Below are 15646 nucleotides of genomic sequence, written 5' to 3'. Positions count from 1 at the left end.
CCTTACTTACCGCACGCCTTGATTATCTGGTTCGCCGCGTAATAGCCGGTTGAAACGGCGACACCCCCACCGGAGCCTTCCCCTATGGGATTGTAGTGCGCGAGGATGGCCCCCGTGCAGAACATGTTTTCGATCACCTTCCCCTCCGCGTCGAACGGATTAAGCTTCCCGGTAGTCTCCACGCCGAATTCGAAGAACGGGTGGCCTTTGCGATCGAGAAACTGGGGGGAATACCATGTATTGCGCGGTGAGGTCGCGCTCATGCGAAGATTGAGCACGGGTTCCCGCATCCCGCCGGAATCGCTCACCAGTCCGCCGCTGAAAAAGCTTCCCGTCGAGAGCACGAACGCCCGGGCCCGCAGGCGGGTCGTGCCGTAATTCTGGGTGTGGACGTGATCCAGCACCCCGTCGAGGAAGTCGCCCCCCATAACCTTGTCGCCGGCGATCAACACGCCCCCCAGGTCGGCAAACCGGGACTTGAGCGCATCGTCCAGCCGCATCCCCAGGATTGAAGGGGGAAGCGTGGGAATTTCATAGATGAGCTTGCCCGTGAGCATCTGCAGAATCTGGTGGTGCTTCTTGTAATTGTTGATCCCGATGAAGGCCGGCATCGCCACGAATTCGGCGTCGCCCGCCTCCCGCTTGATCTGCTCCGCAATCTCGTCCAGGTACTGGATGGTATCGAATATGCGCGCGATGTCGATGGAACGGTATTCGAAGGGGTTCTTTTCCGGGTCCCCGTAATCCGGGAACACGAGCCTCCCGGTAACGATTTCGACGTTTTTAAAGAGCTCGTTCTTCAAGAGGTTGCTTATGGCCAGCTCTGGGTAAAAGTCGCGGTATCCCTCGAAATTGAGCACCGCGATCTTCGCCCTCCGCTCGAAGGCCTGACGTATCGAATCGTTGAAGACGCTTCTCTGCGAAAAATAGGTGGGCTTAAGGGTGCCCATGCCGGTGACGTGAAAGTGGTTGCGTTCGCCGTTGTCGTAGATTTCAAGCTCTTCCGCCTTCAACGTGTCGCGGAGAAAGACGAGCGCCTCGCGCACGGTATCGACGCCGCAGTGGGCGTACGGGTGGTCGGGCATAGCGCCCGTGAACTCCTTCAGATATTCAAAGGGCGAATGCACGATGCGGCGGGCGCGGTCGTAGCCGATAAGGTCGATCGAACCGGAGGAGAAATGAAGCGCGCTCATACCGGCCGAGAGTATCGCGGTGGACAGGCCCGCGGACTGGCACCTGATCCCGCAGGTGAGCCCCGATATGCCGCCGCCGATTATCAGGCAATCGTAATTCATTTATCGCCTTCTTCTCCGCGCATGGCGACATCGCCCAGGCCAAAGAGCCCCTGGTATATCCAGTACGTGAACTCGGCCTCGCGCAGCCCGTCCCCCCAGAGTATCGGTTTCATCCCCTTCCAGCGTTCCTCGAGAAAATCGATGAGCATCCCGTTGGACTCATCGGAGGTCGCCACCTTGAGCCGCGTAAACAGGCCCGCGGCGCGGTAGGAACACAGCTCCCCCTGGCAGGGACCCATGCCTATCCTGGTGCGCCTGCGAAGGTCCACCAGGTCCTTCACGTTAAGGTTTCGAATCGCGTACTCGACCTCCCCCTCGCACACCATTTCGCACTCGCAGATGAGCGCGTAGTTGTGCTTCGAGAGGCTCAGGATCTGCCGGACCCGCTCGCCGTGGCGGTACAGGGTGGACCCGACCACCGACTGCGGGATGCCGGTGAAGTACTTGATATGTTTCGACGGGAGCATCGTGAGCTCGGAGCCGGGGAGGGGCTCCCGGTGTGTCGAGCATTTCCGGGAAACATCGAGCTTCTTACAGGCAAGGTCGACCGCCATCTGGGCCATTAGGCGGTAGGTCATGAGCTTGCCCCCGGCGATGGTCACGAGTCCCTCCACGCCGTCGCGCGCCGCATGGTCGATGAGCACGATTCCGCGGCTGATAGTGCGCCCGTCCACGTCGCCCGATACGTCGATCAGGGGACGTACGCCGCTGTAGGCGCGCAGGACCCGGGTCCGGGAGAGGTTCGGGATGAGCTTCTCGCCGTCCGCGAGCAGCACCTCGATTTCGCCGTCGTCGACGTTGAGCTCCTCGATCTGGCTGTACTCGATCCTTTTCGAGGTCGTCCCGATCAGGGACACGGTATCGCCGGGCACGATGATGTCGCCGTCAGAGGGAATTCTGCACCGGTTGACGACTACGCTGTTGAGCCTGTAGTCGATTATGACCATGGCACCCTTGGAGGGGAACATCCTGAGCTCGATTCCCGCGAGTGCGCAGATGCGCTGACCCCATACCCCCGACGCGTTGATGATGATCCGGCCGAAAATCTCGAAATCCTCGCGCGTCCTGGTGTCGTGGCAGTGCACGCCCGTCGCGGTGCCGCCTTCCTGTATTATCGCGGTGACGAAGGTGTGGGTGTGTACCTTCGCCCCGTGCTCCTGCGCGTCCAGGATGTTCGCGGCGGCCAGGCGGAACGGATCAATGGTTCCGTCCGGGACCCTGAGGGCGGACAGAGCGTTGGGATTAAGGTTGGGTTCGATTTTAAGGGCCTTCCCGACGCTGAGCTCTTCGCAGGGAATGCCGGCGTACTTGCAATGCTCCATGAGCTTGCGATGATAGCCCGGGTCGTCGTCGGGAAGCGTCACGAAGAGACCGCCGGTGTCCTCGATGCAGTGCCGCGCGATCTTCTTGAGGATCCTGTTCTCGGCGATGCATTCCTGCGCGGACTCAAGGTCGTTCACCGCGTAGCGCGCGCCCGAGTGGAGCAGGCCGTGGTTGCGTCCCGTGGTACCCGAGGCGATATCGTTTTTCTCGATGAGCACGGCCTTGATGCCCCTGAGCGCGAGATCGCGTAGGATTCCGCAGCCGGTCGCCCCGCCCCCTATTACAATGGCTTCTGTATCGATTCGTTTCATTCAGGAAATGGTCTTGCGCAGTACATCATTTTACAGCAAGAACGGCATTCTCGCAACAATATCCGTTAAAATGCAATAATAAATTTCAGGCCGGGAGCAGGGCGAGGCCGTTTCGGTAAAAAACCCGGTCGTAAAAATCCTGGGGCAGGTTCATTGCGAGCAATGTATCGATTTCGTTTTCGCGGGGAAGGATTACGTTCGGGAAGTCCGAGCCGTAAAGGATTTTCGTCGAATGGGAGAGAAGCGAATCGGCGCCCAGGTCGAAATACCGGCCAAGGCCGGGTAAGAACGAAAACGAGGTATCCATGTATAACCCGGGGTACTTGTCCAGGAATTCCATGAACGCTGCATACTCGAGCGCCCCCATGTGGGCGACGTTTGCGGGAAGCGCGGGATAGCGCTCCATGAGCGCCCCGAAGTGCGCGGCCCCTACGAACTCGTTGCCGACGGGACCCGTCCCGGTATGGAGGAGGAGCCGCTTGCCCCGTTCCATGACCAGTTCGTACATGGGAAACAATCTCTCGTCGTGGGGATAAAACCTCTGGACCAGGAGCTGGAGCTTGAATCCCAGGACGCGCGGGTGCTGGAGCACGTCGCGCGCCATCGCAAGCGCGTCCTCGTCGTCGGGATGATACGCGGCAAAGCAGTAGAGTTCGGGAATTTCATCCAGGATTTCGAGGTTCCACCGGTTGAGCGCGCGGGCGACGCCCTTCTTGTGGGCATAATTGGAATAGACGATGTGCGACACCCCTCGTTCCTGGAGATAGGCGACACACTCGCGGTAGTACATGCGGTGCAGCACGTCCCACCCGTAGCCCTTGGAGAAATAGCTCCATATCGCGTCGAACATCCGGTCGGGGAAAAGATGCACGTGGAAATCTATGATCGATTGCGGTTGATGCGCCATTCATTATACCCGGGCCAATCTACCACGGGGCCCCGGTTTATTCAAATATTTCTTGCAATAATGCGTCGATAATAGTGAAGTCAGGATATGCAAAATCCCCCTAAGCGGAAGCCATAATGGACAAGAACAGGAAAATACTCATCTCGATACTCATGCTGCTGGTGCTCTCGTCGGTGCTCGCGATCATCGACATCAGCCTTACCATGCAGGGAACGCGGCGCGCGCTCCCCACACTCGCGACGCCCGATACGGGGCCGGGCGTGGGCGTGGTCCGCGTGTACGGGACGATATCCTCGATCGCGCGATCGGGCGGTCCCTTTGACGGGGACGCGGGAGCCGACGGCGTCATCCGCAGGCTCTCGGAACTGGAGGCGGACGGCAGGATAAAGGCCGTTGTCCTGCGTATAAACTCACCCGGAGGAACGGTGGGCGCGTCGCAGGAAATCTATGAGAAGCTCATGAAGCTCAGGAAGAAGAACGTGGTGCTCGTCGCCTCCATGGCGGAGCTCGCCGCCTCGGGTGGGTACTACATCGCGTCCGCCTGCGGACATATCTGCGCGAACCAGGGGACCATAACCGGTTCCATTGGCGTGATCGCGAGCGCCCCGAACCTCAAGGGCCTCTTCGAGCGCCTGGGCATTCACATGAACGTGATCAAGAGCGGCAAGTACAAGGACATGCTCGCCGCGCACAAGGACATGACCCCCGAGGAGCGGGACATCGTGCAGAAGCTCATCGATTCGGCCTATCACAAGTTTGTGAAGGACGTCTCGGTCGGGCGCAACCTCGCGATATCCGACATTGAGCCCTACGCGGACGGACGTGTCATGAACGGGGAGGCCGCGGTGGCCTGCAAGCTCGTCGACGAGGTGGGGACCTTCGAGGACGCGATCGCGCGCGCGAAGATCCTCGCGAAACTCCCCGAGGACGCGCCGGTGTACGAGGAATCGCACGGCCCGTTCGACCGGTTCCTGGGGATGCTCTCCGGCGTGCTGGGCCCGGAAACCCGCGTGGACCGGCTGCTCATGATGGGACCGCCCATGATAGAATACCGGTACCAGCCATGAAGGAATACATCGCGTCGCTGCGCTGGCTGGACTTTTTCTATTTCACGCTCACCGAGCCCCGCAAGCTCGCCGACCTTGTCCGCAGGGAGGGCCGCGAGGCCCTTATCCTGTGCGCGATCGGACTTGCGCTCGTTGCCATGGCTGACACGCTCTCCGCGTCCCTGCTCGCGGGGCAGTCGGCCTTCTTCTTCACCAAGATCACCTACGGGTGGATACTGGGCTACCTGCTCCTGTGCCTGGAGGCGCTCCTGCTGGGCCTGTTCATCGACGGGGCCTGCCAGTTCGCGGGACATCAAGGCTCTATCAGAACCGTGATCACGCTTGTCGGGTTCTCCCTTTTCCCGCGCACGCTGCTCCTGCCGGCCGTGTTCGTCTTCAGGGTGTTCGGCTTCGCACCGGTATTCTTTTACGGACTTTTCAGCCTGGGACTCGTGGCCTGGGCGGCCGTGATCGTGGTCCAGGGCCTTTCGGAATCGCACGAGATCACGTCCTCGCGGGCGACGTTCATCGTCGCGGCCCCTTTCGTCGCGGGCCTCGTTTTCATGGTGCTCGTATCGGTGGTTGGCGTCATGACAGTGGCGGGATATATCGCGGCGCTATAAATGAAAAACGCCCGGCGTTGACCGGGCGTCCTGTCTTTCAAAATGATTGAAAACCGCTATACTGCCTTCTGGACGAACCCGGACCGGATGCACCGGGTGCAGACATACTTTCTCGACACGCGGCCGCCCTCGAGCACACGCACGCGCTTAATGTTGGGTTTCCAGATTTTTTGCGTCTTCGTGTTCGAGTGGCTCACACTGTGGCCAAACTGAACCGATTTCCCGCATACCGAGCACTTTGCCATGTGAAACTCCGTTAAAAAAAGATAGACATACTTAGATTCACTTGGATAAAATTGCAACACTTTTCCCCCGCAATGGACAAATTTTTTAATCAGCGGCACTAAGGACTACCAGGAGAGACGATAGGGGATGGAGATCAGGGAAAAAACGACGGTCGATGAAGCGATCAGGAAATCGCGCGAGGTGGCGAAGGTATTGAAAAAATATAACCTCGATTGCGCCGGGTGCAGGGGCGCAAAGGAAGATACCATCGAAAAGGTCGCGGTCAATAACGGCCTGGATCTGAAAGAATTGCTTAGGGAGCTCAACCAGGCGGCAAAGTCATAGCAGGAACAATCGATGCGGATAATCGCGGGCACCCTAAAAGGCAGGGTGATACCCTTCAACAACCGGAAGTTCGGGAACGCCGAAACGACCCAGCAGAAATTAAAGGAAGCCCTGTTTTCGATACTCGGGAATTCCCTGGGCGGATCGAGATTCCTCGATCTTTACGCCTGTTCGGGACAGATAGGCTTCGAGGCGGCGAGCCGGGGATGCTCGCTCGTCGTGATGAATGAGCCCGATTTCGAGCGCCACGCGTTCATCCGGAGAACGACGGACGAATTCGGAATAGGGGAAATAGTCCGCCTGTATCGCCTGCGCGCCGGGCGCTGCATCGAGGAACTCACGCGGACGGGCATGACGTTCGACATCGTGTTCCTGGATCCCCCGTATGAGAAAAAAAGCGGAGGGGGAGATCAGTACGACACCATCCTGGGCTCGATAGGTGAAAGCCCGCTGATGGCGGCGGGGGCACGCGTGGTCGTCCAGCATTTTGGAAAAAACAGGATCCCGGAAAATGCTGCCCGTCTCGTCATGGAGGACCTGAGACACTATGGGTCGACCAGTCTTGCGATCTACGCCGCGAGCGGCTGACCGTCAGCGCTTCCTGGTCGTGGTATTCAGGTATTCCTTCAAGCGGTCTTTCCTGACATCGAAATAATAGAGCCTGCGCGTATCCCTGGTGCTCGGCTGTTCGGCGAGCGTGCCGTGCCGGGCGATGAGGGCGTTCAGTTCCGCCGTCACGTTCGCGTCCACGATTCGGTCCTGCGCGATAAGGTACTTCTGGAGGGAGCTCAGCGCGCGCTGGCGGGCGGTGTCTTCCAGCACCGATCCCTTCGGTGCGGTTTCGGCGGGCTGAATGATGATCACCCGGTACACGCCGTCGCCGATAAAGCCTTCCTGTTCGAACTCCGGCGGCGCCGTTTTATTGTTGTCCGGAAGCCTGCCGTTATTGACGGTTTCGGGGCCCCCGATCTTGTCGCACGTACACTGGACGGGCAGGAGTGCAAAAAGCGCCGACATGAGCAGGGCCGCCGTGAGTGCCGTAAGCCTCAATGGATTCATTTCTTTTCCTCTTTGGATGGTTCGGCGCGGGCCGGAATCACCTCGAGCGCCTCTATTTTTTTTTGCAGCCTTGATTTCTTAATTCTGAACACAATCACCGACGAAAAATCCTTGTCGTAGTATTCGAACGCGCGCTCTCCGTCCCGCGCGAACCCGATAAGCTCGTCGTAGAGCGTCTTTTCGGCGCGCTCAAGGTCGGCCGTCAGGGCGGTACGGTCCGTGATCCCCCGCTGCGAAAGGTGGGACTCTATGCGGTATTTCACGAGCTGCCGGGTCACGGAGTCGGTGAAGGTAGACTCGGCCTTCAGGCGCGCGCTTTCACGACAGGCCACCAGGCCGCGGCACCCGCTCTCCGGCGCGGCGCGCACCACGCCCTGGAATACATCCGGGTAAATAAAGCCCTCGGTCTTGAAGTCGGTGCGCAGGCGCTCGTCGTCGCGGGTGAATATCGAGCACGCGAGCGCGGCGCACAGCGCGCAGGCGCATAGGGTTATTATTCTGATCGATTCCGGTCTCATCGGCTAGGGTTCTTTCCTGAGCAGGTTGATGATCTCCCGGATTTTATCGGCCTCGGGATGGTCCGGTTTCATGGCGAGGACCTTCTCGAAATGGAAAATCGCCTTCTTCTTGTCCTGAATCTTGCGGTAATAGATCATCCCCAGCTCCTCGTGGCCGCTCCACAGCGCGGTATTGAGCTGCACCGACCGGTCGAAGGACTTCGCCGCCTCGTCATATTGGCCCTTGTCGCGGTAGGAAATACCCAGGTAGAAGTGGGCGCGCGAGTCGGTGGGGGAGATCGCGAGCGCCGTCTTGTATTCCTCTATCGCGTCGTCGTAGGTCTTCGCGTCCTGGTACGCGTTCGCGAGATTGAAATGGGCGTCGAACGACCGCGGATCGTTCGTGGTCGCGTTCTTGAAGAGCTCTATCGCCTTGTCGGTAAGCTTGTTCTTGGCGTAGATATTGCCCAGGTTCAGGTACGCGGCTGAATAGGAGGGGTTCTTGTTTATGGCCTGCTTGTAGCTCTCGATCGCCTTATTCTCGTTCCCCAGTCCTTCGTATGCTTTGCCCAGTTCGTAATAGGAGGGCGCATCCTCGGATTTCACGTTGAGCGCTTTTTCGAAATATCCCACCGATTCCTGGAACTGCTTGCGCTCCGAGCTGATAAGGCCCATGTTGAAATAGGCCTGGGAATAGGAGGGATCGGCCTCTATGGCCTTCTGGTAAAACTGCACCGCGTTGGCGTAGGATTTCATCTCGTGGTAGGTCTCGCCCAGCTTGAAATTGGTATCGGGATTGTTGGGGCGAAGCTCCTTGTCGCGCGAGAAGTTGTTGAGCGCCTCCTGGAAGTTCTTGTTTTTAAGATAGATGGTGCCCAGGTTGAAATAGGCCTTGTCGAGTTGGGGGTCCTGCTGGATGGACGTTTTCAGGTCCTGGATTGCGCGTCCCTGGTCGTTCTGCTTATAATAAGAGAGGCCCCTTGAATAATAGGCACGCGGGAAATTGGGCTGTATCTCTACGGCCTTGCTGAAATTCCGGACTGCCGTATCGTAGCGGCCCTCCATGTGGTTGATCGTTCCCAGGCGATAGAACGCGTCGGCGTTCTGCGGGTTCAGGGTGGCCGCCTCGGTGAATTCCTTCTTGGCCTCCTCGTCCATCTTGTTGTGGTAATGGATCCTTCCCATCCAGTAATGGGAGTAGTCGTCCATGGGGTCCTGGGCGATGGCCTTCTTGTAGGACTTTACCGCGTTGTCGTAGTCCTTTTCCTCGCGGTACTTGTCCCCCATCTCGCGCCACTTGGAATCGCCGTCTTTCGGCTTTTTCACCCCGGGGATCTTCTCCTCCCCGATATCCTCGCCGCCCCGGTCCACGCCGGATTTATCGGCCCGAACCTTGCCGTCCGCCGGTTTCTTCGCGGCGTTGACCTTGCCGTAGGCGAAATTGTACTTATCCTGTAAATTCTTGTCGTTGCCGTTGTAATTGAGCGCCTGCGTGTAGTTCTTGAGCGCGTTTTCGTAATCCCCCGCCTGCGCGAAGATGTCGCCCAGTCGTTCCGCCGCCATCGCGTCGGCCTTGTCGGCGTCCAGGGCGCGCCTGAATGCGGCGATCGCGTCGTCCGTGCGGCCCAGCTTCAGGTCCGCTTCCCCTTCGCCCCGGTGGTACTTGGACACGCGCGGATCCAGCGCCACGGCCTTCTTGAAGGAGCCGAGCGCATCGGCGAACCTGTTCTCGCCCATGTACACGTTTCCCAGGTTGTAATGTCCCTCGGGGTCCTTGGGGTTCGCCTTGATCCCCTGGTTGACGATATCGACGGCGCCCTTGGTGTCGCCCGTCTTGAGGTTGTTCTTCGCGATGTTCCAGTAGCTCTCCTGGTACTGGGGCGCGACCTTGATGGCCGCCCTGTACTCGTCGATCGCCTTGTTCAGCTTGTCCATGCTTTCATAGATGCCGCCCAGCTTGTTGTACGCGGCCGGATTTTTCGGGAAATTCTTCTTCGCGAGCTCGAGTGTGGCTATGGCGCTGTCGAAATCGCCCTTGAGGGCGTACGCGTGACCCAGCTCCGTGAGCGCGGCGTAGTTGTTGGGATCCTCCTTGAGGGCGCGCTTGAAATAATCGATTGCCTTGTCGTACTCGCCCAGGGCCTTGTAAAGGCCGCCGATCTTCATGAGGTACTCGACGTTCGTGGGATCGGTCGCGAGCAGCTTCTTGAAAAGCTCGATCTGCTCGTAGCGCAGGTCGGGCACGTCCTTCGCCGGGTTGCTGAAATTCTTGTAGAGCAGGTAGGAGCCGCCCAGGAGAAAGAGCGCTACAAGGGCTCCCGCGCCCACCATCTTGATGCTGCGCGAACGGTCGTAATACATTGAGGCCCTCCGGGATTTATTTTAACGCGTCGTCGCGGTATACGTCTTCCATCGTGTCCTTGGTCTTTTTTTTCTCGTGGCCCGCCTTCTTGTCCTCGGTCTGGTGCGCGGTCTCCTTGAGCACGGCGCCGCCCAGGTGCAGGGCCTCCTCAATGGATATTTCGCTGCCCACGGGGGGGATCGTGAAGTTGGGGTCTTTCAGGAGCTCGATCACGCGGCGGATCTTCTCGTGCTGGGGATCCTCGGGCGCGATGCGCAGGTACGTCTCCCAGCACTCGATGGTTTGCTTCTTGTCGCGCATGAGCATGAGGTACGAGAGGCCCATGTGGTAGTAGGCGTACTTGATGTTCTCGTTGATCTCGAACGCCCTGCGAAACTCCTCGATCGCGGTCTTGCCGTCCTTCTTGTAATAGTATATCTGGCCGATCCGGAAATGGTCCTCGGCGCTCGAGGGATTCAGGTCCACCGCCTTGCGGTAGAGGTCCATGGCCCCGTCATAGCGCTTTTTCAGCAGGAAGATGTCGCCCAGGTACGAGTAGGCGAGGGCGTTCTCCGGGTTGGTCTTGAGCTCCTCCTGGAGCATAAGCTCGGCCATCTCGAATTTCTGCTGGTAGTAGTACGCCACTGCCTTCTTGAAGAGGGTTTCCTCGGCCGGCTTTTTCACGTCCTCCGCCGCGGCGTACCCGCCTGCCGCGCAAAGCATGATGAGCCCGGATATGATAAGTGACATTTTCATTACGTCCACCCTGTTTATAGTATCGTCACCTTCGCCGCCGGTATAAAGGTATCATGCTCTGGTAAAAGTTACAGGAAAGGGGGGGCAAAGTAAAGATTATTTTGGGGGTCCGATAGGCGAGTGGCGTAGAGCGCTTCACCCTCCCCCAGCCCCTCCCATCGAGGGAGGGGAGACATTCAAACTAGTTCCCGGGAACGGGCATGTCGGTGAGCCCCCCCGCGTTGGTGACGTCGGTGAAGCCGTGCTCGAGCAATATGCCCCGCGCGATCTCCGAGCGCCGGCCCGTGCGGCAATAGATGACGACCGGTTTGCCGGGCGCGCCCAGCTCGCCTATGCGCTCCCTGAGCACCTGGACGGGGATGTGGGTCGCCCCGGGATAGTGGCCCGCGTTGAATTCCTCGATGGTGCGCACGTCGAGCACCAGCGCCCCGGCCGCGATCTTCTGGCGCACGAGGGCCGGGTCGGCCGCCGCACATGCCGCCGATGCGCCAAGGAGAATCAGGGGAAGGATTTTCAGGCACTTTATCAGGGTAAGCATTATCGGCTCTCTCTTTAAAAATGAATGGCGCGCAGAACACGCGTGATCATAATATGCATGCCGGTGGGGGCGCGTGTCAACCCATTAGGAAATTTCCTGGTCAGGAGGAAACGGGCATGAAGAAAAAGCTTCAGGTGGGTCTTGCGATTCTCGTCCTCTGCGCGGCGGCCGTGGCGGGCTGGGGGGTGTATCGGTACGGGCAGATATCGAAGGCTATTGACGCGATGAACATCGGGAACACCACGGATGATTCCTCCCGGGCGTACGATCGTCCCAGCATCCGTCAGATGAAACGGGACTTCTTCATGACCGGGTACCTGTACGCATTCTTCTATAAATCCATAGCCGATAGTATGGGCCTTTCCGGCGGGGAGAAAGTGCTCGATTTCGGCTGCGGTTCGGGGGCGCCCGATATCTACATCGCGGACACGCTGTCGCGGAGCAGCGGCTCGCTTACCTGCATGGATATCTCGCCCCTCTGGCAGAGGGTGGCGCGGTTACGGCTGGCGGCGTACACGAATGTCGAGTATATCTGCGGCGATATCACGAGCCTCCCCATCAAGGAGAACTCGTATGACGTGATCCTGGTCAATTACGTGATCCACGGCATCGATAAATCCCTGTGGCCGGGGATCGGGAAGGCCCTTGCGCGGGTATTGAAACCGGGCGGCAGACTCCACATCAACGAGCCGGACGAGGAGGGGCACTCCATGTCGATGGACGAGATCCGCGTGCTCATGACGGGCAGCGGGCTGAAAGAGGTCTCCCTGGTTCGCACGAAAATACTGGGACTCGTCATGCCGCGCAACGAGGGAGTGTTCATGAAATAGCGCGAAGCCGTATCCGCGCCGGATTTCCAGGGTTTATCATGCAGACCGAGTTCATAATAAAGGACTACTACGCCATCCTTGGGGTGGGCCGATTCGCGGGGCTCCGCGAGATCAGGGCGGCCTTCCGCGCAATGGCGCTCAGGACACACCCGGACATTACCCGTGAGGCGCACAACTATGAGCATTTCATCATGATACGCGAGGCCTACGACGTGCTCGCCGACCCGGAGCGCCGCGCCGACTACGACCGGCTCTGGACGATACACCACGATTCCTCGCCCGCCGATATCGGGGCGGAGGAAGCGTTCCGGCAGGCGTACGAAGGCTTCCGGCAGGGCGACGAGTACCGCGAGGAGTGGGAGTACTTCGTCCGCCATCCCGACGATTACCTGGGGCTCTTCGAGGGGGTCTGGAGGGCCGCCATAGGCGCGGGGCTGTCGATCCTGTCCGGGCTCGCCGCCGCGCTCGCGGTGCTGACCATCGTATTCGTAACCGTGCCCATGATCGCACTCGCCGCGGCGGTCTTGCTTGCGGCCTTCGCCGCGACATCGCTTGCGTCGGTCGTGCTGGCCTTCCTGCTTTTCCGTGCGCTGCGCAAAACGCGCAGGAAGATAGCTATCCTGCGAACGCGGTTCGCGGAATCGCTGGGGAGGCTCGCGGCAAGGCCGCTGCGCGGCATCCCACGGCAGTTCGGCAAGTGGATACTTTTTTTCAATTACCTGGCGGCATGCGCGGTGCTCGCGGCGTTCGGGGTCATGCTCGTTCTTTACGCGGGAACTGGTGCCGGGGTGGAAGCGTTGACCGCGCTCCTGCCCATGGACGCGGACGGGAAAATCGCGCTCCTGGTCGCCGGTCTCGCGGCGGCCGTCGCGCTCTTCGCACTCGCGGTCCCGCTCGCGTTCGAGGTGATCCGGGAGGCGCTCATGGAGTATCCGAATATTCGGTACGTTAAGGTGAAGTTGAAGAAGAGGGAGGGGATTGAGTGGGTGAGGAGGAGGGAGCTGCCGGGGGGGTAGACGTTGCGCGGCACGCCTGCGCGGGCCGTTATCGGCATTTTACCGACTCATTGGCAATGAGATGCTTGCAGGGGGTGTTCAACAGCGAACACCCCCTGCACCCCCGCGCCGCTCCTCAGAAGCCGGAGGGGCTGGCCGCCCTTTCTCGCCAAACCCACTGCGTGGGATTTGGCTCAGACAAGCGGGCGGATTTGGTTTGCCGCAACGGCGGCGATTTAGGGGCTGGTTGCAAGTCGATGTCGGACCAGCAGATTTGATGTTCAAGAAGCCAGATGCTCATTAACGGCTAGAAATTGAATGTGCGTTCTGCTCGCGGCCGATTGTAAGCCATCCGTGGCTTGAATCGGCCGCCGCGAACATCGTGTTCGCGACCGGTTGGATTAACTGGTGAATGCTTGAAATTTGCAACTCCATAAGCTTGATGGAAGGGGCATGAAGAAAAACTCAAGCGCCATACGGGCTCCCAGATTGGTGTTTTACGCTTGCCTTACTATATAATTTTAATTAGCTAAGACCAATTCATATTTTTTCATTTCGGAGCATTACCATGAACCCGATAATCATTACACCGAAAAACCAGTGGGAATCCAGGCTTATCAGCGAGCTCCTGAGAAAAATGAAATTGAATTTCAAAACCATGACCGACGACGAAATTGAAGATACCGGGATGGCCATCTTGATGAAAAAGGCCGACAGGTCAAAGAAGGCGGGCCGTGATGCGGTCATGAAAAAACTGAAAGGCGAATAATGAAAGAACGATTGCAGCGGCAGATCGAGTTTCTGCTGGAAATCGACAAGCTCAAATCGATCTTCCGGAGAAATTTCATTGCGGACGGCTCACGATCGGAAAACGACGCTGAGCATTCATGGCATTTCGCCACCGCGGCGATGCTCCTGGCCGAACACGCACGGACGCCGGTGGATGCCTTCAAGGTGACAACCATGGGCCTCATCCACGACATCGTCGAGATAGACGCGGGCGACACCTTCATCTATGACGATGCGGCGAAGGCCGGCCAGAGGGAGCGCGAGGAACGCGCTGCGGAGCGACTGTTCGGCCTGCTTCCCGCCGACCAGGCCGCGCAGTATCTCGCCCTGTGGAGGGAGTTCGAAGACGGCGTCACGCCCGAGGCCCGATTCGCGCGATCGATCGACAGGCTGGTGGCGGTCATGCTGAATTACCGGAGCGGGGGAAAAGGGTGGCGGGCACACCAGGTGCCCGCGGAAAAAATAATGCAGGTCAACAGCAGGATCGAGAACGGCTCGCCGGCCCTGTGGGATTTTGTCCGGGAGATGATCGAGGACGCGGTCGAGAAGGGGTTTATTGAGGGATGATAGTGCTGCGCAAAGCGTTATTGGCATTTTACCGACTCATTGGCAATGAGGAGCTTGCAGGGGGTGTTCAACAGCAAACACCCCCTGGCCGGGCACAGACGCGACCTCGTGTCGCGTGCCCGGCACTAGGACATCCTGTCCGTCGCACGCTTTAATATGGATAACCGCAACGGCGGCGATTTAGGGGCGGGTTGCAGGTCGATGTCGGACCAGCAGATTTAATGTACAAGAAGCCGGATGCTCAATAACGGCTGGTGATTAAATGTGCGTTCCGCTCGCGGCCCCTGATAAGCCGTCCATGGCTTGCAGTGGCGTGCGAACACGATGTTCGCCTGCCACTGCCCGCAGGATGCGGAAATCGCGGTGGCCGCCGCGAACATCGTGTTCGCGACTGGTTGGAAGTGCCGGTGAATGCTTAATCGGACAACTCTCCTCCCTTGATGGGAGGGGCCGGGGGAGGGTGAAGCGCCGAAAGCAGTTAATTGAATGCGGGAAACGGACCCGCTACGGCGTCCAGTCCTGTCCATGAATACGCTTATGAACAGGTGATACCCGGTCCTCCCGAGCGCCGCCGCTTCCCGTTTCCAAGGGAGCTTCCTGTTTTCGTCCAGTCTCCGCCAGTGCCGCACCGCGGAGGCCATGAGGGCGCGCCTGGCCTGCTGCTTCGCGGTGCGCGGGTTGGGTGGGATGAAATGCCTCCGTGGGAAGATCCTGCCGTTTCTGGTGCACAGGACATACCCCCCGAATTTGCCGTGGGCCTCCGTCACGATCGCGCGGATGTACGGGGGAAGGATTATTGAGATATCGTTTTTCATGGTTTCCTCTCTTTTACTACGCTTCAGGTCCCAAATATCCCGACAAAATTTATCTTAAAGATGCAGGGTGTTGGAATTTATTCAGGCTCCCCCTGTCATTTCGACGAATCCCGGCCTTTTGGGATGAGGAGAAATCTTAGGGCATGGGTTATGCCGTTAAGATTTCTCACCCCGAAAGGAGGGGTTCGAAATGACAGGGGGAGGACGGTTGCTGGGGCGATGAGTCCGGAAGGGAACAATAAGAGGATAATAAGCGGATCAACGGAGCAAAAAAACGCCCTCCCGGGAGGGAGGGCGAATCAACAGGGAGGTAAGTATTTTATTTAACTCGGGTGCCGCCGGGCCTTTGGTGTATCGGCACGGCGGCGAACCGGTGAATCTGCG

18 protein-coding genes are annotated in these 15646 nt (G+C 58.9%); 8 read left to right on the top strand and 10 right to left on the bottom strand.

Going from position 1 to position 15646, the window contains the following annotated elements:
• Window positions 1–2 precede the first annotated feature (2 nt).
• The 3 genes from glpB to EPN93_03110 form a co-directional block, all read right to left on the bottom strand.
• Window positions 3–1295 carry a glycerol-3-phosphate dehydrogenase subunit GlpB gene (gene glpB / locus EPN93_03120; protein ID TAL39081.1) on the bottom strand — a complete coding sequence of 431 codons (1293 nt, stop codon included), beginning with the start codon at window positions 1293–1295 and terminating at the stop codon, window positions 3–5.
• Entirely contained in the window at window positions 1292–2929 is a 1638-nt protein-coding gene (locus EPN93_03115; protein TAL39080.1) for an anaerobic glycerol-3-phosphate dehydrogenase subunit A, read from the bottom strand. Before EPN93_03115 ends, glpB begins: the two co-directional genes overlap by 4 nt.
• Before the next feature lie 85 nt (window positions 2930–3014).
• Entirely contained in the window at window positions 3015–3836 is an 822-nt protein-coding gene (locus tag EPN93_03110) for a hypothetical protein (protein ID TAL39079.1), read from the bottom strand.
• Between the two features lie 116 nt (window positions 3837–3952).
• Here EPN93_03110 and sppA point away from each other — a divergent pair, with 116 nt between their 5' ends.
• Window positions 3953–4903, top strand: a complete 951-nt coding sequence (gene sppA / locus EPN93_03105; protein ID TAL39078.1) for a signal peptide peptidase SppA — start codon at window positions 3953–3955, stop codon at window positions 4901–4903.
• Complete coding sequence (locus EPN93_03100) at window positions 4900–5505, top strand: hypothetical protein (GenBank protein TAL39077.1); 606 nt, start codon at window positions 4900–4902, stop codon at window positions 5503–5505. Before sppA ends, EPN93_03100 begins: the two co-directional genes overlap by 4 nt.
• A gap of 56 nt (window positions 5506–5561) precedes the next feature.
• Here EPN93_03100 and rpmB read toward each other — a convergent pair whose 3' ends face one another.
• Entirely contained in the window at window positions 5562–5750 is a 189-nt protein-coding gene (gene rpmB, locus EPN93_03095; GenBank protein TAL39076.1) for a 50S ribosomal protein L28, read from the bottom strand.
• Between the two features lie 127 nt (window positions 5751–5877).
• Here rpmB and EPN93_03090 point away from each other — a divergent pair, with 127 nt between their 5' ends.
• Both EPN93_03090 and EPN93_03085 read left to right on the top strand, forming a co-directional pair.
• Window positions 5878–6075, top strand: coding sequence for a DUF1858 domain-containing protein (locus EPN93_03090; protein ID TAL39075.1), 198 nt, complete (start codon window positions 5878–5880; stop codon window positions 6073–6075).
• A 12-nt stretch (window positions 6076–6087) separates the two neighbouring features.
• On the top strand, window positions 6088–6663 hold the full coding sequence (locus EPN93_03085) for a hypothetical protein (protein ID TAL39074.1): 576 nt from the start codon (window positions 6088–6090) through the stop codon (window positions 6661–6663).
• Between the two features lie 3 nt (window positions 6664–6666).
• Here EPN93_03085 and EPN93_03080 read toward each other — a convergent pair whose 3' ends face one another.
• From EPN93_03080 to EPN93_03060, 5 genes are all read right to left on the bottom strand, one after another.
• Window positions 6667–7134: a hypothetical protein gene (locus EPN93_03080; protein TAL39073.1), complete on the bottom strand. Its 468-nt coding sequence runs from the start codon at window positions 7132–7134 to the stop codon at window positions 6667–6669.
• On the bottom strand, window positions 7131–7652 hold the full coding sequence (locus EPN93_03075) for a hypothetical protein (protein TAL39072.1): 522 nt from the start codon (window positions 7650–7652) through the stop codon (window positions 7131–7133). The genes EPN93_03080 and EPN93_03075 overlap by 4 nt, the downstream gene beginning before the upstream one ends.
• Window positions 7653–7655: 3 nt before the next feature.
• Entirely contained in the window at window positions 7656–9992 is a 2337-nt protein-coding gene (locus tag EPN93_03070; protein TAL39071.1) for a tetratricopeptide repeat protein, read from the bottom strand.
• Between the two features lie 16 nt (window positions 9993–10008).
• Window positions 10009–10728: a tetratricopeptide repeat protein gene (locus EPN93_03065; GenBank protein TAL39070.1), complete on the bottom strand. Its 720-nt coding sequence runs from the start codon at window positions 10726–10728 to the stop codon at window positions 10009–10011.
• A 181-nt stretch (window positions 10729–10909) separates the two neighbouring features.
• On the bottom strand, window positions 10910–11266 hold the full coding sequence (locus EPN93_03060) for a rhodanese-like domain-containing protein (GenBank protein TAL39069.1): 357 nt from the start codon (window positions 11264–11266) through the stop codon (window positions 10910–10912).
• Between the two features lie 20 nt (window positions 11267–11286).
• Between EPN93_03060 and EPN93_03055 the strand changes: the two genes are divergently transcribed.
• From EPN93_03055 to EPN93_03040, 4 genes are all read left to right on the top strand, one after another.
• Complete coding sequence (locus tag EPN93_03055) at window positions 11287–12096, top strand: class I SAM-dependent methyltransferase (GenBank protein TAL39068.1); 810 nt, start codon at window positions 11287–11289, stop codon at window positions 12094–12096.
• A 38-nt stretch (window positions 12097–12134) separates the two neighbouring features.
• Window positions 12135–13112 carry a J domain-containing protein gene (locus EPN93_03050; protein TAL39067.1) on the top strand — a complete coding sequence of 326 codons (978 nt, stop codon included), beginning with the start codon at window positions 12135–12137 and terminating at the stop codon, window positions 13110–13112.
• Between the two features lie 547 nt (window positions 13113–13659).
• Window positions 13660–13860 (top strand): hypothetical protein, encoded by a 201-nt coding sequence (locus EPN93_03045; GenBank protein ID TAL39066.1) that lies wholly within the window; start codon window positions 13660–13662, stop codon window positions 13858–13860.
• Window positions 13860–14447, top strand: a complete 588-nt coding sequence (locus EPN93_03040) for an HD domain-containing protein (GenBank protein TAL39065.1) — start codon at window positions 13860–13862, stop codon at window positions 14445–14447. The genes EPN93_03045 and EPN93_03040 overlap by 1 nt, the downstream gene beginning before the upstream one ends.
• A gap of 218 nt (window positions 14448–14665) precedes the next feature.
• Here EPN93_03040 and EPN93_03035 read toward each other — a convergent pair whose 3' ends face one another.
• The gene (locus EPN93_03035) at window positions 14666–15262 is read right to left on the bottom strand and encodes a hypothetical protein (GenBank protein ID TAL39064.1); all 597 of its coding nucleotides are present in this window, start codon (window positions 15260–15262) and stop codon (window positions 14666–14668) included.
• Between the last annotated feature and the right edge of the window lie 384 nt (window positions 15263–15646).

Source organism: Spirochaetota bacterium, assembly GCA_004297825.1.
GTDB lineage: Bacteria > Spirochaetota > UBA4802 > UBA4802 > UBA5368 > FW300-bin19.
Note: the sequence above shows the minus strand (reverse complement) of the source record. Positions and strands in the feature narration are given on the sequence as shown.